The organism is Fictibacillus nanhaiensis (genome assembly GCF_023715445.1).
In the GTDB taxonomy this organism is placed as follows: domain Bacteria; phylum Bacillota; class Bacilli; order Bacillales; family Fictibacillaceae; genus Fictibacillus; species Fictibacillus nanhaiensis_D.
In genome coordinates this window covers 1-18,463 of the sequence record NZ_JAMBOD010000007.1, presented here as the reverse complement: position 1 = coordinate 18,463, position 18,463 = coordinate 1, and the positions used below count along the sequence as shown (strand labels likewise).

At 39.4% G+C, this 18,463-nt stretch carries 21 protein-coding genes; 7 read left to right on the top strand and 14 right to left on the bottom strand.

Going from position 1 to position 18,463, the window contains the following annotated elements:
* The first annotated feature begins 99 nt into the window (after positions 1 to 99).
* Positions 100 to 258: a hypothetical protein gene (locus M3196_RS16530; RefSeq protein ID WP_251323426.1), complete on the top strand. Its 159-nt coding sequence runs from the start codon at positions 100 to 102 to the stop codon at positions 256 to 258.
* Between the two features lie 82 nt (positions 259 to 340).
* Here the strand turns inward: M3196_RS16530 and M3196_RS16525 are convergent, their stop codons facing one another.
* Entirely contained in the window at positions 341 to 592 is a 252-nt protein-coding gene (locus tag M3196_RS16525) for an HPr family phosphocarrier protein (protein ID WP_251323425.1), read from the bottom strand.
* 191 nt (positions 593 to 783) lie between these two features.
* Between M3196_RS16525 and M3196_RS16520 the strand changes: the two genes are divergently transcribed.
* Positions 784 to 1,035: a hypothetical protein gene (locus M3196_RS16520; RefSeq protein WP_251323424.1), complete on the top strand. Its 252-nt coding sequence runs from the start codon at positions 784 to 786 to the stop codon at positions 1,033 to 1,035.
* Between the two features lie 43 nt (positions 1,036 to 1,078).
* Here the strand turns inward: M3196_RS16520 and M3196_RS16515 are convergent, their stop codons facing one another.
* From M3196_RS16515 to M3196_RS16505, 3 genes are all read right to left on the bottom strand, one after another.
* Entirely contained in the window at positions 1,079 to 1,417 is a 339-nt protein-coding gene (locus M3196_RS16515) for a VOC family protein (RefSeq protein ID WP_251323423.1), read from the bottom strand.
* A 168-nt stretch (positions 1,418 to 1,585) separates the two neighbouring features.
* A complete protein-coding gene (locus M3196_RS16510) occupies positions 1,586 to 1,867 on the bottom strand; it encodes a hypothetical protein (protein WP_251323422.1) in 282 nt (93 codons plus the stop codon).
* An 86-nt stretch (positions 1,868 to 1,953) separates the two neighbouring features.
* Positions 1,954 to 4,296 carry a penicillin acylase family protein gene (locus M3196_RS16505; RefSeq protein ID WP_425311028.1) on the bottom strand — a complete coding sequence of 781 codons (2,343 nt, stop codon included), beginning with the start codon at positions 4,294 to 4,296 and terminating at the stop codon, positions 1,954 to 1,956.
* Positions 4,297 to 4,562: 266 nt separating this feature from the next.
* Here M3196_RS16505 and M3196_RS16500 point away from each other — a divergent pair, with 266 nt between their 5' ends.
* A complete protein-coding gene (locus M3196_RS16500) occupies positions 4,563 to 4,751 on the top strand; it encodes a hypothetical protein (RefSeq protein ID WP_251323420.1) in 189 nt (62 codons plus the stop codon).
* Between the two features lie 205 nt (positions 4,752 to 4,956).
* Here M3196_RS16500 and M3196_RS16495 read toward each other — a convergent pair whose 3' ends face one another.
* Positions 4,957 to 5,586: a hypothetical protein gene (locus tag M3196_RS16495; protein ID WP_251323419.1), complete on the bottom strand. Its 630-nt coding sequence runs from the start codon at positions 5,584 to 5,586 to the stop codon at positions 4,957 to 4,959.
* 414 nt (positions 5,587 to 6,000) lie between these two features.
* Here M3196_RS16495 and M3196_RS22265 point away from each other — a divergent pair, with 414 nt between their 5' ends.
* Positions 6,001 to 6,084 (top strand): putative holin-like toxin, encoded by an 84-nt coding sequence (locus M3196_RS22265; RefSeq protein ID WP_226536613.1) that lies wholly within the window; start codon positions 6,001 to 6,003, stop codon positions 6,082 to 6,084.
* 153 nt (positions 6,085 to 6,237) lie between these two features.
* On the opposite strand, the gene M3196_RS16490 is transcribed toward M3196_RS22265, so the two are convergent.
* Both M3196_RS16490 and M3196_RS16485 read right to left on the bottom strand, forming a co-directional pair.
* Positions 6,238 to 8,382, bottom strand: a complete 2,145-nt coding sequence (locus M3196_RS16490) for an ATP-dependent Clp protease ATP-binding subunit (RefSeq protein ID WP_251323418.1) — start codon at positions 8,380 to 8,382, stop codon at positions 6,238 to 6,240.
* 391 nt (positions 8,383 to 8,773) lie between these two features.
* Positions 8,774 to 9,310, bottom strand: coding sequence for a BsuPI-related putative proteinase inhibitor (locus M3196_RS16485; protein WP_251323417.1), 537 nt, complete (start codon positions 9,308 to 9,310; stop codon positions 8,774 to 8,776).
* Between the two features lie 118 nt (positions 9,311 to 9,428).
* On the opposite strand from M3196_RS16485, the gene M3196_RS16480 reads away from it, so the two are divergent.
* The 3 genes from M3196_RS16480 (at position 9,429) to M3196_RS16470 (ending at position 11,416) form a co-directional block, all read left to right on the top strand.
* A complete protein-coding gene (locus M3196_RS16480) occupies positions 9,429 to 10,805 on the top strand; it encodes an FAD-binding oxidoreductase (protein ID WP_425311021.1) in 1,377 nt (458 codons plus the stop codon).
* 63 nt (positions 10,806 to 10,868) lie between these two features.
* Entirely contained in the window at positions 10,869 to 11,189 is a 321-nt protein-coding gene (locus tag M3196_RS16475; RefSeq protein ID WP_251323416.1) for a YbjQ family protein, read from the top strand.
* Positions 11,186 to 11,416 carry a hypothetical protein gene (locus M3196_RS16470; RefSeq protein ID WP_251323415.1) on the top strand — a complete coding sequence of 77 codons (231 nt, stop codon included), beginning with the start codon at positions 11,186 to 11,188 and terminating at the stop codon, positions 11,414 to 11,416. The genes M3196_RS16475 and M3196_RS16470 overlap by 4 nt, the downstream gene beginning before the upstream one ends.
* 240 nt (positions 11,417 to 11,656) lie before the next feature.
* Here M3196_RS16470 and M3196_RS16465 read toward each other — a convergent pair whose 3' ends face one another.
* The 7 genes from M3196_RS16465 to M3196_RS16435 all read right to left on the bottom strand — a co-directional run bounded on the left by M3196_RS16465 (position 11,657) and on the right by M3196_RS16435 (position 18,128).
* Complete coding sequence (locus tag M3196_RS16465) at positions 11,657 to 13,345, bottom strand: methyl-accepting chemotaxis protein (RefSeq protein WP_251323414.1); 1,689 nt, start codon at positions 13,343 to 13,345, stop codon at positions 11,657 to 11,659.
* 14 nt (positions 13,346 to 13,359) lie between these two features.
* Positions 13,360 to 13,800: a chemotaxis protein CheW gene (locus M3196_RS16460; RefSeq protein ID WP_251323413.1), complete on the bottom strand. Its 441-nt coding sequence runs from the start codon at positions 13,798 to 13,800 to the stop codon at positions 13,360 to 13,362.
* A gap of 200 nt (positions 13,801 to 14,000) precedes the next feature.
* Positions 14,001 to 14,444 carry a helix-turn-helix transcriptional regulator gene (locus M3196_RS16455; protein ID WP_251323412.1) on the bottom strand — a complete coding sequence of 148 codons (444 nt, stop codon included), beginning with the start codon at positions 14,442 to 14,444 and terminating at the stop codon, positions 14,001 to 14,003.
* A 72-nt stretch (positions 14,445 to 14,516) separates the two neighbouring features.
* Positions 14,517 to 14,765 carry a hypothetical protein gene (locus M3196_RS16450; protein WP_251323411.1) on the bottom strand — a complete coding sequence of 83 codons (249 nt, stop codon included), beginning with the start codon at positions 14,763 to 14,765 and terminating at the stop codon, positions 14,517 to 14,519.
* A 54-nt stretch (positions 14,766 to 14,819) separates the two neighbouring features.
* Positions 14,820 to 16,664 carry a PAS domain-containing sensor histidine kinase gene (locus M3196_RS16445; RefSeq protein ID WP_251323410.1) on the bottom strand — a complete coding sequence of 615 codons (1,845 nt, stop codon included), beginning with the start codon at positions 16,662 to 16,664 and terminating at the stop codon, positions 14,820 to 14,822.
* A gap of 287 nt (positions 16,665 to 16,951) precedes the next feature.
* Entirely contained in the window at positions 16,952 to 17,230 is a 279-nt protein-coding gene (locus M3196_RS16440) for an HU family DNA-binding protein (RefSeq protein WP_066286854.1), read from the bottom strand.
* A gap of 127 nt (positions 17,231 to 17,357) precedes the next feature.
* Complete coding sequence (locus M3196_RS16435; protein WP_251323409.1) at positions 17,358 to 18,128, bottom strand: SDR family NAD(P)-dependent oxidoreductase; 771 nt, start codon at positions 18,126 to 18,128, stop codon at positions 17,358 to 17,360.
* Positions 18,129 to 18,463 lie beyond the last annotated feature (335 nt).

Sequence of the window (18,463 nt, the reverse complement as noted above, 5' to 3'; positions counted from 1 at the left end):
GATTTATTATAATTTCTCCTTTTTAGAGGAATAGGGCCCTGTTCATCTCTTTTTGCGGGAAAACACATTATGTGAAAAAGCAGAAAGGTGGACAATATATTGAGTCATCACAACTCAACTGATATTAAAGCGATTGAACAAAAAGCGCTGCAGGAGCATAAAGAAGCTGATCTGGCACGATCAGCGGTACAAGACGTTCTGTTGCAAAAACTTATATCTACTAGCAGGACCAGCAAAGAAAAAAGAGATAAAAAATAATGACAAAAAGGCTGGCTCTAAAGAACGAATGTGTTCTTTGAACCGGCCTTTTAATTTTTTCTGAATAAAACTCTTGTATGAACTAGTTCAGGATTCTTGTTCCCAAACTCCGCAGCTCATCAACCGCTATCCTGCAATTTTCACCTTGTGCCGACACACAGCATACTCCTTGCATGCCATTCAACAAACTCATGCTCAGATGACTTTTTGCATTAATTCTCAAGGCATTACACTCTAAAAAAATCTGGCACTTTTCAAATTCATTCGCTTTTGCTACCATTTCATGAATCCACGCGGGTTTAATTTTTTCTTGTACCATGAAATATGTTTTCATACTTCTTTTCCCTCTTTTCAATCCGCCTCAATTTTATCTTACAGGTAAAATGTAAAGACCGTTTAAACGGCATGTAAGAATTTTATAGCTTACCGTTTAATCTTTATGAGAGAAACGAAAAATAATGGTATGAAAAAAGTACTAAATTGCAACATTAGGAGTAGTACATTATTAAAAGGGAGATAATTTCTATGGCTTATTATATAGCTTGTGATTATGATGAACCTGACCGCCAGACATATCGCGGCATTGTTATTATCGATACTTTAACAAATGAAGTAGCACACCGATTCTATTCAGGAAACTTTGATCATGATTTTCAAGAATACCAAGGCTGGCTTGAGGACACAGAACCCTATTTTTACGAAGGTGAAAGTCTTATAAATTACATAGGAGATTTGCATGATCCTGCTTTAAACGAAGATCAGAACTTTTATTACTAACAAAAAAACGCCTGGAATTACATTCCTTGCGCTTTTCCATTTATTAATCTTTATTCGTAAAATCAATGATTCGTATTGGATTTCCGGCTTCGTCTTTGTAGATTGCATATCTTCCAGGCGGAATGGTGCATGGTTCTTTTACAAAATGGAGTCTTGTCTCGTTTTCCTCAAAAAATTGATCCACACTGTCGACTACAAATACTCCGCCGGGGCCTAGATCAAGTTCATCTTCTTCAATCATTAGCTGAACTTCACAATCTGGCATGGATAATCCCAGCACCTGGTTACCTTCGCGCCATGCCTCCGTCATGCCAAGCCCTTCGTAATATCTTTGTGATTCTTGTAAATCTTTTACCGGGTGAAACAAAAATGCAAGCTTCATAACAGAACCCCCTCATAAAAAATTCAATGAGTATGTCTTAAATTCTATTCGCATCTATTTTGTGTATACGTTACTTTCCATTAATCTTATTTAATTTCCTGCTTTATTATTAAAGAAAAATAGATAAAAAGAAGACTGCTTCTTTTTTTGGGAGCAGTCTCTTCGCAATTAATAGTAAGGGTACGGTGGATATGGGGGATAAACAGGATAAATCGGATACGGTCTTGGTGCCAGCGCCAGACCCGCAATTGTGCCGAGTGTTAAACCGATTAATGCAGGTGCAAAAAAACGGTCGCTGTTTTCATCTTGGTCTGTACTGTATGGCAGTATATATGCTTTCTTATCGTCTACATGTTTAAGGACACCGTGATACCTTGTTCCGCAGTGGCAATCGATATACACAGATCTTCCTAAACATTGGCGGCACAGGTGATATATTTGGTAGGACAAAGGGGAAACCTCCCAGCTTGATTTTGCCTTTCTCTACACCATATGTCCAACCCGTTAATTTGACAGAGACAAGTGTCCCTGATGAATTAATTTTCTCCCGATGGCTGCAAAACGAGATGTTCGCTGTTATTCTCGTTCTTCTTTGCCGTTAATTTCGTAACATGATACTTACCTGTTGCCCAATCCTTTACTTGATCCTTATACCAGGGACTTAGAACATGACCTGACTGTCCAGGACCCACTACGTGATAAGCTTTTGAAGTGTCATCCATATCAATGACCATACGCCATGCGCCGCCGTGAGTAATGTTGCCTGTCTCACGGTTCCAACCAGCAACTCCGACAGTAACACGGCTTCCACCCATCTCTTCTGTTTCAGGATTGAACAAAAGGTTCAGCGGTTTAATAGCAGATAAAGGATGTTCAAATGTAAGAGTATGAAAGCTTCCCCATCTCCATTCTGAGATATCGCCGCCATATTTATCAGTAAGTTTAGCAACCATATCCGCAAAAGATTTCTGAGCTGCTTTTTCAAGTCCTCCGTGCTGCTCAATCCAAGGACCCGGTTTTCCTGCATATGCTTTTCGGATCAGTTCATCGACCACTTGCTCACGACCGTCAAACATCTTCATCATATCTTCACTGATCTCCTCTTTAAAGAGCTCGTTGCTGAAAGTTTCCATCCATATATGAAAAATAAGTGGAGCCGCACTGTCCTTGCTGTCTTTTTTGTTCCATTTTTTTAAGACTGAAACTATTTGTTCTTCCTTTTCAGACAAAGGGGTATTCATCACCTGCTCTAACAGAATAGGCAGCAATTCCTCAGCTTGTTTATTCACCTGGTCAAATTGCAAAGCTTGCATGTCTTTTACCGTTAATTTTCGATTCGTTTCCAGTACTTCCATAATTCTTTGTTGTCTGTAAGGCTGCGCAAATGTATCTGATATATGATATGGATAAGAATCGGATGCTACTTTGTTGTTTGCTGTCGCGATATACCCTTTTTCAGGATTAATCGTTGTCGGCAGTTTGTCCCAAGGTATATAACCTTTCCATTCATACTGATCATTCCATCCTGGTACAGGCAAAGAGGAATATTTCTGGTTTCTTATAGGTATTAATCCATTTGCTTTATAAGCGATGGTTCCATCTATACTTGCAAAAACAAAGTTCTGTGCAGGTGTATGAAAAGATTCAAGAGCCTTTTCGAACTGCTCCCAATTTTCTGAACGGTTCATCTGAATAACAGCTTCAAGTTCTTTTGAAGGCTGAAGAGCTGTCCACTTTAAAGCTAGAGCGGTTCCCGGCTTATCATGATGTGCAAATTCGGAAATAACGGGACCGTGCCTCGTAATAACAACTTCATGCTCAACATCAGGTTTGTCTTTTACTTCAATGACTTCTTTTATGACATCTGCTTCCTCCCAGTTGGCCATATACTGAAATTCATATGGATTATCCGGATTCCTCTTTTCTACATACAACTCCTGAACATCTGGTCCAACATTCGTCACACCCCATGCGATTTGTTTGTTGTGACCTACAATAATTCCTGGAATGCCAGCAAAAACAACTCCACTGACTTCATAATCAGGAGCAGTTAAATGAGTTTGATACCAAATAGACGGCGTCCCAAGCTGAAGATGAGGGTCATTTGCAAGTAATGGTTTTCCTGACCCTGTTTTACTGCCGGAAACTACCCAGTTGTTGCTTCCATTATGAAAGTTCGGAATCACAGCGTCTGCAAAGCTTCTTTCATAATCAAGACCGCTCTCCTTTATATCTTCTAAAATCGCTGGGGCTTCCGCTGGATAACCAGGAAAAAGATCAAGCGCTTTTTCCTTTGGGAACTTTTCTATTAAATAATAGCGAAAGGCTTGCCCTTCCCAATGTCCGCCAAGGTCGAAAGCCATATATTTACCGATAACAAGAGAATCAACCGGAGTCCATTTTTCCGGCTTATATCCTACTAGCAGGAATTCAATGGACAAGGTATTATCTTGTTTTGCTTTTTCGATATAAGCATTTACTCCGTCTGCGTACCATTGTAGATATTGTTTAGCTTCAGAAGAGTATTCATTATAAGAGGCTTCCGCAGCTCTTCGTAAACCTAAAGTTCTAAAAAAACGATCCCTTGTAAGTGTTTTTTCACCAATAACCTCACTCAGCTTTCCAGAAGCCTGTCTTCGGCTAAGATCCATTTGAAACATTCTATCCTGTGCTGTTACATATCCCTGTGCTATGAACAGATCCTTCATTGAGGCAGCTTCAATATGAGGAACACCATTAGCGTCTCTGTATACATCTACTTTTGAAGTTAAACCATTAATGGCAAGAGTCCCATTTATTTGAGGTTTGCTTTTTTGCAATAAAAAATACGCCGTACCCGCTGCAGCTGCTAATACAATAACAAGTGCAACACCGATCATGATCAAACTTTTTTTCCATGTGATCCTTTTACGAATATTTTTTTTCTGAAGTGCTCCCTCCACAGGTATCCCCCTTCACCTGACAATCTACCTATTAAATTCGATGAGACGATGGAATTACCTGTGAAAAAAGTAAGAAAAGTAAACTAATGATGCAAAAGTGCGATACTTTACGCCCTTTTCCTGCTCATATAGACGGAATCTTCAGAATAATGTCGAATATCTCTACAAATAGTATAATGCCAAACATTTAAAGGAGAGATAAAATGGCTAAAATTCTTGTAGACTTTGAACTCAGCCAAGGCCAGGAAAAAATAACTCAAGGCAATATCGTTATTGTGAATATCAACCCTGGAAAAATAAATCTCCATGATCAAGTGACAAAATTAATTGCGGAACAATTCAACTGCCCCGCTGCTATCATTTCTATAAAGGAAATTAAAATGAACAAATAGAGGAAGAGATTCGCATCTTATGAATCAACAACAAAAAAGAGGTGCTTCGTTGACTAGAAGCACCTCTCTATGTATAGGGGACTTTATTATCTCACCTATACTACGTTTATAAAAGCTCCATAAGTCATATAACGGTTGACCTATGTCCATTCCTATTATCGGTAATTCCCCTAATGTTCGGCCCAATCCTAAAACTTTTGGCACATTAAAAGAGCGAGCAGATAATACTCTCAATCTTTTCTTCATTCATATTTCCGGATATACCAGGTTTTTCACCAAAGTATTTTACAGCTTCATCACAAGCGAGGCCAATCTGACTGAGTCCTTTGGCGATTGTCGTTAAATAAGTCGCTGGCGGAGGGTTTAGATTTTGCTCATGAAGATCTAAATTACATGTGAATGTTACCATCGGATATCCTTCTTCTTCACCGAGGTATACCATGCGGCTGTACCACCCTGTACCAAAATGGATATAGCCTTTTTCAATCACTTCTTCGAGATCTGCTTCTATTTCGTCACAGCTGTTTTCCTGTGCTGTCACATCCATAAACTGCTCAACCGTAACTAAATATTTTCTTCCATACGTTTTGAATTTATCGTTTCTCTCATGACCGATAAAAGCGACTCCACCCTCTCCCCATTTTGTTCGTTCTCTTGCAAAGTAAAGAGGATATGGAAGAACTGTTTTTCCGTTCTTCAATGGCATTGCAGGATTTCTGCAGCCTCTCTCTTTTTGTGAAGAACCTTCCGGCTGATCGCCAAGAATATAGCATAAAAAGCGGTGCTCCATCAGATTTGATCCATAACTTACGTACCACACATAAGATGTATCCAAGCATTGTTCCTCCTCGAAAATTTTTCTTGAATAATTGTCATGAAGGACCCTGTTTTCTTATACATTGAATTACACAAGGGGGATTGAATAAAAATGATTAAAAAGTGTTTAGTCTTTTTAATAGGCGTGTTCATTTTCCTTCTGACTATGTTTATTGCTTCACCTGTTTTTTAAATTGAAATTGTAGTATTTCTAGGTCTTTTCGCCTGTCAGATATCTAAACAGAATTTAAAAATAGAAATATCGCATTATAATATTGGTAAATTAAACCTATTGACCTAATTCAATTTATAAGAAATAGTTAATCCGATTCTTGTTCAAATCCATCATTCGGGATAAAATGGAAAACATACAATACTTTTCCTTCTCTTTTTCTTGTACGAGTCTTGCCTATTATTATAAGGAGGGATTGGGATGACAGTATTTGAAGCTATGTCTCTAATGATCGGTTTTTCAATGCTTGTTCTTACCATTATCCGCTCCAAAGACAACTCCTAAAGAATAGAGAAATATTTTTTTCAGATTCTGCCATGCCGGCGGTGCATGGCTTATTTTTTCGGATTGACATCTATGGAATAGAATTGCCCCTCTATTTGAATTGTAAAACAAAAACCTTGCCGGAGATATACTCCTAAGCAAGGTTTTTCTGTTTTACGCTTTTTTAACTACGATCTGACCTTCTGCTACATTCACTGCCAATTTATCTACATTTTCTTCATCCAGCAGAACGTCAGCGATCTTATCTTCGATGTGTTCTTGGATGATGCGGCGCAGTGGTCTCGCACCGAATGATGGGTGGTAACCTAACTTCGCCAGCTTTTGTTTAGCAGCCGTTGTAACTGTTAATTCGATGTTCTGTTCTATAAGCTGTTCTGATAGTTCATCAAGCATCAGATCAACAATCTTAACAAGATGCTCCTCTTTTAATGACTGGAACTGTACGATGCTGTCAAAACGGTTAAGAAACTCCGGTTTAAAATAGCCGCCTAAAGAATCTAAGATGTGTGTTTCTTTTTCAATGTCTTCTGTGTTGAATCCAAGTTTCTTCGTTTGTTTAACAGAAGCTCCGGCGTTGCTTGTCATGATGATGACTGTATCTTTAAAGCTTACCGTACGGCCTTGGCTGTCTGTTAGCCTTCCGTCTTCCATGATCTGCAGGAACATATGCTGTACGTCAGGATGTGCTTTTTCAATCTCATCCAATAACAGAATGCTGTATGGTTTGCGGCGCACCTGTTCAGTTAGCTGACCAGCTTCTTCATGTCCTACATAACCTGGAGGTGAACCAATCAATTTAGAGACAGCGTGTTTCTCCATGTATTCACTCATATCAAGACGAATCATGCTGTCTTCATCACCGAATAGCTCTTTTGCAAGTGTCTTCGTTAGTTCGGTTTTACCAACACCTGTTGGACCGACAAACAAGAATGATCCGATTGGACGTTTCTTAGCCTTTAGACCTGCACGGCTTCTGCGAATTGCTTTAGCGACTTTTTCAACAGCTTCATCTTGTCCGATGACTTGTGCAGAAAGTTTCGAAGCTAATTCTTTCATTTTTGATTGTTCATCACTTTGGAGCTTACGTACTGGAATACCTGTCTTTTGCTCTACAATGTTTTGAATGTCTTCCACTTGTACGATTGCTGATTTCTTATCTTCTTCTTGTGTATTGAGTTTTTCCTCAAGCACTAATTCTTCTTGACGCAGTTTTGCAGCTAATTCATAGTTCTCATCTGCAGCTGCTTTTTCTTTCTCTTTAACAATCTCTTCAAGTCGCTCTTCAATAGATGACTTTTCGATCGTAATGTGCTGAAGATTGCTCTTAGAACCTGCTTCATCCATTAGGTCAATCGCTTTATCTGGTAAGAATCTGTCCTGGATATAACGATGTGACAACTGCACACAAGCTCTTAAGGCATCTTCCGTAAATTTAACTTGATGATATTCTTCGTAGCGCGGTGCAAGGCCCTTTAAAATTTCTAATGCCTCATCTGCAGTTGGCTCATTTACAATTACCGGCTGGAATCGGCGTTCTAGTGCAGCATCTTTTTCGATCTGACGGTATTCTTTTAAGGTTGTAGCACCAACCATCTGTAGTTCTCCGCGGGCAAGAGCAGGTTTTAAAATGTTCCCTGCATCCATTGACCCTTCAGCTGAACCCGCTCCAACTAGCTGGTGTACTTCATCCACAAATAGGATGACATTTTTACGTTTTTGAAGTTCGGCAATCAATTGTTTCATACGTTCTTCAAACTGACCTCTTACACCTGTATCTGCTACTAACGACGCTACATCCAACAGATATACTTCTTTATTTAAAAGTTTTGCCGGTACACTGCCTTCTACAATCTTAGTAGCCAGTCCTTCAGCAATAGCCGTTTTACCTACACCTGGCTCCCCGATTAAAACAGGATTGTTTTTTGTACGTCGGTTTAAGATCTCGATTACTCTTCGTACTTCTTTCTCTCTCCCGATAACCGGATCGATAATACCTGCTTTGGCTGCATCAGTTAAATTGCGGCCGAATTTATCTAAGAAGCCTCCGCCTCGTTTTCCCTTTTGAGTTTGATGCTGATGATGGCTGGCGTGCTGGTCCGTAAACGCCTGACCACTCATCATTTGCTGAAAGATATCATCGAAAGAAGAAAAATTCATATTCATTCCTCCCCCAGTGTTCATCTCTTGTTTTACTTTATGGTAACAATCAGAACAAAGCACAAATTGCTTTTTCTCTTTATTCATTGAAATACTCATTTGGATCGTAGCAGGATTAACTTCACATTGTTCACAACGCATACTTGTAACCCCCTCAAATTATTTTATTTAACTTGCGATAACGCTTTGCAAATTATATTTTTTGATGAAAGTTTGACTTTGACTTTCTTTGACCTTTCATCTTTACTCATATTATACTTTGACCTATTTTGACTTTCAAGTATTTTGTTTCACTACAATTTTTGGATATTTTTTTGAAGACCCCTCGTTGACAAGTTGATTGGAGCGCAAGGTGTGTGACTCCTGCGGGATCATTGGGAAAGGTGAGACTCCTAAGGGTGCAAAGTGCCAAGGAGGCTCACCGCACACCCCGCGGAAAGCGAGCACCTGGAGCGGAAATCAACCACTCCCAAAATGCAGAGTTTACATAAAACTAAAAAGAGATGAGCTCTTAACTCATCTCTTCCCCAATTTAGTTCCAATTAAAAGTAATTTTTTGCCGATAATCTTCAGTTTCACCTTTTGGAGTCAGCCAAACCTCTAAATTATACGTTCCGGCTTCTAAGTCTTTGACTAATATATCCTGCTTGAATGTGTCAGCCTGCTTTAATCTTAATGAAGTTAACACTTGCATGAACATATGGTCCTTCGAGTACTGATAAACAATTCTACCGTTTTTGTCCTTGATCACATAATCAAACTTCTGGCTTGTCGAAAACTCAAATACCTTTTCTTTTTCGGTTTGATTTTTTAATTCATAACGAAATAAAATGCCTTTTTCATTCTGTGGCTCTAGCACTTTTAAGGAAGATTCTATACTTCCTGCTACAATCCCGCTTTGACCATCTTCCGGTCGTTTTTTCTTACCATCTTGTTTCCCGTCACCCATCACAGCTTCTTCTCTCCCCTCAGGTTGGTTTGAGCTGTCAGCTTTTCCGCAGCCCGACATGACTATTGAAATGCATATTATGAATAGTATAACACTCCATACATGTTTTCGTTTTGGCACCCTTATCACCTCATAAGTTAGTTTGGGCATTTATGATGATTTTCATGTTAAAAAAGGATTTCCGGCTTTGTTTATGTAAAATAGAGTTATAACACATCAAAAAGGGAGCGTGTATTCCTTGAATATTGCACATGCCGATCTATTGCTAGAAATGAAAAAACGGACATCTGAAAAACGTGCCACACAAAATGAAACAATTCTCCGGCAGCATAGCAGTGATGAGTCCTATCACAGCCCTGTTTTGCCGGATGTAGTCGTATACCCTTCCTCAGCAGAAGAGGTTTCTTCTATTATGTCATTCGCAAATGAACACAGAATTCCTGTTGTGCCTTTTGGAGCAGGTTCTAGCCTCGAGGGGCATTGTATCCCGGTTAAAGGTGGTATTTCCCTCAACTTTCAAGAGATGAGTCAGATTCTCGAAATCCGTCCTGATGATTTTTTGGTAAAAGTACAGCCAGGTGTGACTCGTACCCAGTTAAATCTTGCTTTGAAAAAACATGGTTTGTTCTTTCCTGTGGATCCAGGAGCAGATGCCACGATTGGGGGCATGGCTGCTACAAACGCAAGTGGTACAACAAGCGTTAAATACGGTATTATGCGCGATCAGGTCCGCAACCTTCAGGTGGTTTTAGCTGATGGACAAGTTATTCAAACAGGAGGAATGGCCGCAAAATCTTCTGCAGGCTATCACCTGACTGGCATGTTTGTAGGATCAGAAGGAACACTTGGCGTTTTTACCGAAATTACCCTGAAAGTGTATGGAATTCCTGAAGCTGTTTTGGCAGCACGCTGTACGTTCCCTACCGTTCAATCTGCAGTAGATGCAGCATCAGCAGTTTTAGGTTCCGGGACAGGCATCGCTCGGATAGAACTAGTTGATGAACGTTCTATTGTACAGGTAAATAACAACAGTGACACCTCATATACAGAAGCACCAACTCTATTTTTAGAATTCCATGGCAACCCAGCAAGTGTTACATACGAAGCCTCCTTAACGAAAGAACTGCTAGAGAGCTTCGGCGGCGTCGAATGGGTAGAGGAACGTGATTCAAAAGCACGTGCAAAGCTTTGGGAGGCACGTCATCATCTGGCATATGCCTTTAAGCATGGATACCCTGGTAAAGCCATGATGTTCACAGATGTTTGCCTGCCCTTATCTGAACTGTCAGGTGCAATCGTACATGCAAGAGAGACCATGGATACCATCGGTGTACCAGGAGCTGTTTTAGGCCATGTAGGTGATGGAAACTTCCATGCCATCCTTATGTATGATCCCTCTCTTGCAGAAGAGCGCGAAAAAGCAGACAGGGTTAATTCAAGTATCGTGGAATACGCCTTACATAAAGGCGGCACTTGTACCGGTGAACACGGGATCGGAATCGGAAAAGCTAAGTATTTGGCAAAAGAACACGCAGATACCTTGCCAATTATGACCGGTATTAAAAAACAATTAGACCCAAATGACATTTTAAATCCAGGTAAAATCATCGTATAAATAATGAAACTATAGGCTTGTATCTTTCGTAAGAAGTTGTATAAACAATAGGGGGTCTTCATTATGATCGTTGTAACAACAGAAAACATTAAAGGTTACGAAATAACTGAGGTAAAAGGATCCGCATTTGGAGTTGTTGTACGTGCCCGCGGTATCGGAGGAGATATAATGGCAGGACTCCGAGGAATCCTGGGCGGCGAGATCAAAGAATATACGAGCATGCTGGAAGATGCCCGAAAGCAAGCCGTTGACCGCATGGTGAAAAATGCTTCTGAAATGGGCGCTAACGCAATCGTTATGATGCGATTTGACTCAGGTGAAATGGGCAATAACATGAGTGAAATTGTCGCTTATGGAACTGCCGTTGTTGCTGAGAAAATATGAACTGGTTAAATATTTTAATTGGCTGGCAAGTGGTCTCAATTTTAATATTAATAATTCTTGCGGTATTATCTTGGCTTTATTACGATAAACGCTATAAAAAAAGCGAAACAAAAGTTCCTTCAGGCTATATTTGGACGGAAGAAATATCCATTGATCCAGCTACAGGCAAAAAAGAACGTGTCTATTACAATCCGGATACTGGGGATAGATTTTATAAGAAAGAATAATGTGAAACTGCTGGCATAGAGTCAATTTCTCTTGGCCAGCATGTTTTTATTTATCGTCATAGCTAGTTCTGGTGGAATATTCGGGGCTTTACGGGGATTTCTGCACGATCGATGAGTTTTTTGCGCGTTCGCGAAGTTTTATGCGCGCTCACGGAGATTTATGCGCGCTCGCGAAGTTTTATCCGCGCTCGCGAAGTTTTATGAAAATAAGCCGCCAAACTGGCGGCTTCCCTTAATTAATTACACCTTGAATCGATTGATCGTTTCGTTCATTTCTTCGGCAAGCTGTGATAAAGCATTAGATGATGATGAGATTTCCTCCATGCTTGCTAGCTGTTCTTCTGCTGACGCAGAAACCTCTTGTGTAGAAGACGCTGCCGTTTCTGCCATTGTGGAGATGACATCAATCGCACCTGCTACATGTTCTGTACTAGCAGACATTTGCTGAGTTGCAGCGGATACCTCTCCAACCTGATTCGATACTTCCTCTACGCTTTCGTACAGACTCTTAAATGCTTCACCTGAACGATAAACAAGTTCTCTTCCGCCATTCACTTCTGCAGTTCCGCTTTCCATTGCTATAACTGCTTTTTCTGTCAGTTCCTGAATACCCATAATCAGCTGGCCGATTTGCTGTGCTGATACAGATGATTGTTCTGCAAGCTTTCTTACTTCATCAGCAACTACTGCAAATCCTCTACCTTGTTCTCCGGCACGTGCCGCTTCGATCGCTGCATTTAACGCGAGCAGGTTCGTCTGTCCGGAAATGTTTGTGATAACATCAACAATCTTAGTAATTTCCTGTGATTGTTCTCCTAAGTCTTTAACTACTTGCGATGTATTCGAGATCGAAGTGTGAATGGCATCCATTTGTCCAATTGTCTTTTGAATCGTTTCATTTCCTCCTTCAGCAACTGAGAGAGATCTTGAAGACGATTCGGACATGTTCTGCATGCTTACTGCGATTTGCTGGATACCTGCAGAAAGCTGATTCATCGCTTCTACAATGTCTTCAACAGTTCTAACTTGTTCTTGTGACCCGCCTGCAACTTGCTGAATCGTTTGAGCAATTTGTTCAGTAGCATGGCTTGTTTGTTCAGCACTTGCTGTCAATTCTTCTGAAGAGGCTGCAACTTGTTCTGATGTTACTCTTACTTGTCTGATAAGGTTCGCCAGATTTGCTCCCATGTGATTGATGCCATCTGCAAGCAAACCGATTTCATCTTTATTTTTTACCTGGATCGGATCCATTGTCAGATCACCATCTGCAATTTCGTTAAGCATATCAGCCATTTTCACAACAGGTCTGGCAATCATGCGTGAAATGATGAATCCAATCGCTAAGGCCGCAATTACAATTACGACGCCTAATATGGTTACTAGGGTTACAACAAACTTCTCTTCTGCTGCTACCTCTATCTCACCTTCATCCATGAGGTTCGATTGTCTCTGAGCCATCTCAAACGTAACATCACGCATTTCTTTTCCTAATGGAAACAATGACGTCTTCGCATACTCATTCGCCGCTTCCATACTGCTTATCGAATTCTGTAATACACGATCTGATTCTGTTCTGTAATCATTGTTTAAATAATAGATTTTTTCAAGTCTTTCCTTGTCTTTTTGATCCTGAACAAGCTTCATTGTTGCATTAACAAGAGCTTCAATTCTTTCAGTAGACTCTAACAACTTTGCTTTACTGTCTGAGGACTGTTCCAATAAAAACTCACGTACACTGTTATTTTGGATCGTTGCATTAAGTTCAATTTCTTTCGCATTTTGATGTATGACTGCTCTTCTGTCTAGTAGTTCGCTGTAGGTATTCTGCATATCTTTTAAGAAATAGAAGAAAATACCGCATGTAGCAGCAAATAAAACAGCAACTGTCAAAAATGAACCTACTAATTTTTTTCTTAAAGTTAGTTTCATGTGTCACCTCTTCTTTAAAAATTTCTGTTATTTAAAATAATCGGGCAATTTAAAATGATAATAAGATGATCTTTATATTTTGCAACACCCTGAATCAATGAATCCTCTTTTCGATTGAAGCTGCCTGGTGTCTGTATAGAGCTTGTTTCAATATCAATAACATCTGTTGCTGCTTCAGTTAAAAGACCTAAAAAACCATTCTCATTTTGCAAAACAACCATTCTAGAAGAATCGGTTATCGAAATTTTTTCATTTCCAATAAGCTGACCGAAATCAATAACTGGTATAACATTTCCTCTTAAATGAATAACCCCTAATACTTCTTGAGGCATTTCTGGCATTGGTGTAATATCCATGACACGTTCAATGGATGCTACATGCTCAATCGGTAAACCGTACTCTTCTTCTCCATTTGAAACGATAACAATTTTCAAAGTTTGAGTGCTAAGTGACATCACACTTGCTCCTTTTCTAGGTATTTCGGCGGTAAACGATAGTCTCGTGTCCCACACTTTTTATCGGTTAAGTATAGTGATTATTTTAGGCAAAACTTTTTATCTATCATCCAGTCTGAAATGGACTCACAATAAAAAAACTGCCCGAGCAATTAGCAGAGGCAGTTTTACAGTAAAATTAAATATTTTAGTAATGAACTTTATATTTCTTTTAAACGGTTCCTTACTTCTTCTTCATCAAAGGAACTGTAGATTCGATGATCATTTTTATCGAGAATCCGATAATGCTGGGTGATGACATTTTGCTGAAGCCTGTAACCATTTTGTTTATGTACTTCTTTCCACCAGACATGTCCGCCCCAAGTCTTTTCTTTTGGTGGTGCCACATATTCATGAACCACAACTTCCATCACATCAAGCGGATCGCCTCCAAGTGAGTTATACAGAATTTCAGAGTTTCGAAAAAGAGCACAAAGAGCAACAATCACCGTCCAGCTGGCTTTAATTCTCTCTTTCTCGATTTGAACTAAGGTTTTTTTCGAAATTCCTAATATATCTGCCATTTTATCCTGTGTATATCCAAGTTCTGTCCGGACAAGCTTAATCTTTCCTGTTAACAGATCGACGATTTCATCTTGTGTCATCTGAAATCTCCTTTTATCCTTTTAGGAACATTTTACACAAAAGAACTCCTTTCAACAAAATGGAAAGGAGTTTTAACTATACGTATAAGGTTCCCAATGGGCCAGATCATAGAGTCCTGCATTAATACGGCTGCTCTCCATTTCGAGCACGGAAAGCAACTCATCAGGCAGCTGTTCATGATGATGAGCCAAATCGATTTTGTCATTGGGTGATGCGACTAAGACTGTAAATAATTTTTTATCTTTCATGTTCATACCATGTACATGTACATAATTTAAATCCTTTATTCGATATACAAAAAAAATTCGGTATTTTCCCATTGCCTCCACACTCCCTTACTCACAGTGTGGTCGGGTTTGCTATGAATTAAACATTTAAATGATATGAACTGGAGCTGTCGGCAATTCAATCTCTACACGTGTTCCCTGACCTTCAACAGACGAAAAATGAATGGCGCCGCCGTGTTCTTCAATAATCTTGAAACATACCATTAGGCCTAGCCCTGTCCCCTTTTCTTTGGTCGTATAAAAAGGTTCTCCTAATGTCTTCAGACGGTCAGCAGGAATTCCACAACCCTGGTCTTTTAATTCAATCGTGACTTTACCATCATTAGTGCCAATCTTAATGTGAATCTCCCCATCTGAATCCATGCTTTCGATCGCATTCTTTAACAAGTTGATAAAAAGCTGTTTCAACTGATTTTCCACTCCGTAAACAGGAGGAATTTTGTCTGCGATATTTACCCATATTTGAATATTTCTCATGATTGCTTGTGTTTCTAATAGTCTTACAACGCTATAAATCAGATCTTTTATATTCGTATGTTCAAAGCTTACTGCTTGTGGTTTCGCTACAAGCATCAATTCACCGACAATATCATTGATCCGATTCAGCTCGGATTCCATGATTCTTAAATATTCTAACCGGATAACATCATCTGCATCTGATAAAAGCTTCGTAAATCCTTTTAAAGAAGTAAGCGGATTTCGGATCTCATGGGCAACTCCCGCAGCAAGCTCCCCCAGTACCGAGAGCTTTTCAGATTTAAGCATCAATTCTTCCGTCTGTTTTGCTTTCGTAACATCCCTGGCGAAAGTAACTAAACTTTCTACATGACCTTCCTTAGTCATAACAGGTACCCCTCTTGCCTCTAACAGAACCCAGCCACCGTTTTTATGGCGCAACCGAAATTCGGTCTGAAAAGGAATTTTTTTAACGAGTGCCTTCATAAAATGATCGGATAGCCCTTCAGTATCGTCAGGATGAACAAGTTCAAGAATAGCCCCCTTTATTTCCCCGTCATCATAGCCTAAAACTGTGAAATGGGAGGGAGATACATACTGAATTAATCCTGAAGGCTCGATAACCGAAATTAAATCCGTTGAATGTTCTGCGATCAACCGATATTTCGCCTCACTTTCACGTAGGGCTCGCTCTACTTTTTTCTGTGAAGTAATATCACGGTAAACGATAACAAACCCCATTATTTTTCCGTCCATATCGCATATGTTTGAAAAAGAAGCAGACACATCAAATACTGTTCCATCTTTATGAATTCGCTGTGTTTCATGAAGAGGAACAGATTGGCCCTGCTTTAGTAGGTTAATAATTTCTTTGGATTCATCCTGTAGATTTGGAGGCGTAATAACAGGAATACTTTCATTTTCTTCAGAGAAATCTTCTTCACCCCATCCAAACATTTGAACAAATGCATCATTTACTTTTATTACTTCTTGTCTTGTATTTAAAATTAGAATTGCGTCTGTCGTACCTTTAAGAACCGATTCTAAAAGATCCAGCGCAACACTCAACTCTTCTTCCTTTTGCTTATGTGGTGTAATATCCCTCCCAGTTACAACAAGTACTTGAGGCTTTCCGTCTTTTGTAAAAGTAGGCTGCTTTATCAATTCAAGCATAATCGTACGGCCGCTTTTCATTTGGATCTTTTCTGCTGTTTTAGTAGGTTTTCTGGTTTCCCAGGCTTTCTGATCCGATAGACTGCACCTTTCTATCACTTCGTTCGAAAGTCTGGTCTGCATTTCTTCCAGGCTTTTTCCTTTGTATTCATTATCATATATTCCATAGATATTTAACGCGAATTGGTTTGCTTCTGCCCATGTTCCATCAGGATATTTTATACAAACAAATTCAGGCAGGACATCGATCATCTCTTTAAAAGTGGCAACTGCAGGTAGTTCGTCCTGGCTTATTGCTTTCATTTTTATCCACCCTTTTACTAAAACTTCTTAGTTCTATTATTAAATAAAAGGGTCTAGTTTCCTTCAAATTTTTTGATAATTCGCACGTCAAATTTTTCGGTATTTCGCCTAAATATGACAAAGACACCTTAGCTGCGACAGTTTTTTCAATGGATCTTTAAATGTACTTGTACTATATTCTCAACTTGTTATAACTTCAATCATCACCATGTCGACAAATTTTGATGTGTTGGGCGTATAAAAAGACGTCTCCCTAACGGAAGACGTCTCTTAAAAATGACTTACAATTATACGGCTTTTACAGCTTCTTTTAGTGATTTTCCTGGTTTAAAAGCAGGTACATTGCTTGCTTGGATCATGATTTCTTCACCAGTCAGAGGATTGCGTCCTTTTCTCGCGTTGCGGTTACGTGTTTCAAATGTTCCGAAACCGATAAGCTGTACGCTCTCTCCGTTTTTCAAAGCATCTGTAATTGCGTTTAGCACTGCATCAACAGCAAGTGCTGATTCCTTTTTGTTCATACTTGTTGCATTACGTACTGCATCTACTAAATCCATTTTTTTCATTATAGATATCTCCCTTCAAACATTAAAAATTATTGCTTGTGTAGCTCCATTATTAACAGATAATGAAGATTCCATACAGGAAGATACAAAATTCCGAAAATATTTATATAGTTTAGTAATTCTTTATTTAAAATCCTTGAATTGTCATACCTCCATCAACAAACAGCGTCTGGCCATTAACATAGCTTGCTGCATCACTTGCTAAAAATACAGCCGGCCCAACAAGATCGGGCAGTTCACCCACTCTTTTTTGAGGGGTTACAGCTAAAATATCATTCAAGTAATCTTTGTCTGAGAGCAGCTTTTCTGTCAGGGGCGTGTTGAAATACCATGGACCGATACTGTTTACATTAATCCCATACTGTCCCCATTCAAGCGCCAGATTTTTTGTCATCTGAATAATCGCTGCTTTCGTAGATGCATAGACTACTCCCGTACGGAGTGCCACATGACCTGCAACTGAAGAAATCGTAATAATTTTACCCCCGCGGTTTTCTTTCATCCTTTCACCTGCTTTTTGTGAAAACCAGAAAGCGGAACGGAGATTTGTGTTCATTATCGTATCCCACTCTTCATCAGATACCTCGAGTGCTTTTGATCGAATATTCATCCCAGCGTTGTTGACGAGAATATCGATCTTTACATTTTGAGTGTCCAGCTTCTCAAAGATTGTTTCGATATGTCTTTTGTTTGTAACATCAGCTTCAAATGTATACGCTTTTCCGCCCGCTTGCTGGATTTGATCTGCAACCTCTTCTAAATCGGATTGCGTTCTTGATACAATTACAACGTCAGCTCCCGCTTCTGCATAACCGATTGCAATCGCGCGTCCGATTCCTCTGCCCGCTCCTGTTACAAGCGCGGTTTTTCCTTTTAACGAGAATGACGGTAGATACATGTGTGCTTCCTCCTACTCATTTGAGAGTTCTGTTAAGATAGTAATCCGCTATTTTTTGTGTATTTGAAGATAGTTTATCAAAAATGAAGCTATAAAAGCTTTTTATTTGTTTGAAAGAGGTTTGTTTTGAAATTTAATACTTAATCACAGCGAGTTTTGTGTCCAATTTAGAAGTCAGGTAAATAATTTCACCAGAAGTGAGCTTAATTGTAAGCGTCAATTAAATGACACCTTCTTTCTGGATGTTCTTTCATGTGATAATCAAGTCATCTTTTATTCCAGAAGGGGGATATCATATGGATACATCAACTCGATTTTCTACATTTGGGACAGAT

Excerpts from the sequence above, each read along its gene's own strand:
- M3196_RS16450 (WP_251323411.1), bottom strand. The coding sequence starts at position 14,765 with ATGGGAAAATACCGAATTTTTTTTGTATATCGAATAAAGGATTTAAAT.
- M3196_RS22265 (WP_226536613.1), top strand. The coding sequence starts at position 6,001 with ATGACAGTATTTGAAGCTATGTCTCTAATGATCGGTTTTTCAATGCTT.
- M3196_RS16490 (WP_251323418.1), bottom strand. The coding sequence starts at position 8,382 with ATGCGTTGTGAACAATGTGAAGTTAATCCTGCTACGATCCAAATGAGT.
- M3196_RS16505 (WP_425311028.1), bottom strand. The coding sequence starts at position 4,296 with ATGATCGGTGTTGCACTTGTTATTGTATTAGCAGCTGCAGCGGGTACG.
- M3196_RS16440 (WP_066286854.1), bottom strand. The coding sequence starts at position 17,230 with ATGAAAAAAATGGATTTAGTAGATGCAGTACGTAATGCAACAAGTATG.
- M3196_RS16445 (WP_251323410.1), bottom strand. The coding sequence starts at position 16,664 with ATGAAAGCAATAAGCCAGGACGAACTACCTGCAGTTGCCACTTTTAAA.
- M3196_RS16455 (WP_251323412.1), bottom strand. The coding sequence starts at position 14,444 with ATGACACAAGATGAAATCGTCGATCTGTTAACAGGAAAGATTAAGCTT.
- M3196_RS16460 (WP_251323413.1), bottom strand. The coding sequence starts at position 13,800 with ATGTCACTTAGCACTCAAACTTTGAAAATTGTTATCGTTTCAAATGGA.
- M3196_RS16500 (WP_251323420.1), top strand. The coding sequence starts at position 4,563 with ATGGCTAAAATTCTTGTAGACTTTGAACTCAGCCAAGGCCAGGAAAAA.
- M3196_RS16525 (WP_251323425.1), bottom strand. The coding sequence starts at position 592 with ATGAAAACATATTTCATGGTACAAGAAAAAATTAAACCCGCGTGGATT.
- M3196_RS16520 (WP_251323424.1), top strand. The coding sequence starts at position 784 with ATGGCTTATTATATAGCTTGTGATTATGATGAACCTGACCGCCAGACA.
- M3196_RS16470 (WP_251323415.1), top strand. The coding sequence starts at position 11,186 with ATGAACTGGTTAAATATTTTAATTGGCTGGCAAGTGGTCTCAATTTTA.
- M3196_RS16475 (WP_251323416.1), top strand. The coding sequence starts at position 10,869 with ATGATCGTTGTAACAACAGAAAACATTAAAGGTTACGAAATAACTGAG.
- M3196_RS16515 (WP_251323423.1), bottom strand. The coding sequence starts at position 1,417 with ATGAAGCTTGCATTTTTGTTTCACCCGGTAAAAGATTTACAAGAATCA.
- M3196_RS16465 (WP_251323414.1), bottom strand. The coding sequence starts at position 13,345 with ATGAAACTAACTTTAAGAAAAAAATTAGTAGGTTCATTTTTGACAGTT.
- M3196_RS16435 (WP_251323409.1), bottom strand. The coding sequence starts at position 18,128 with ATGTATCTACCGTCATTCTCGTTAAAAGGAAAAACCGCGCTTGTAACA.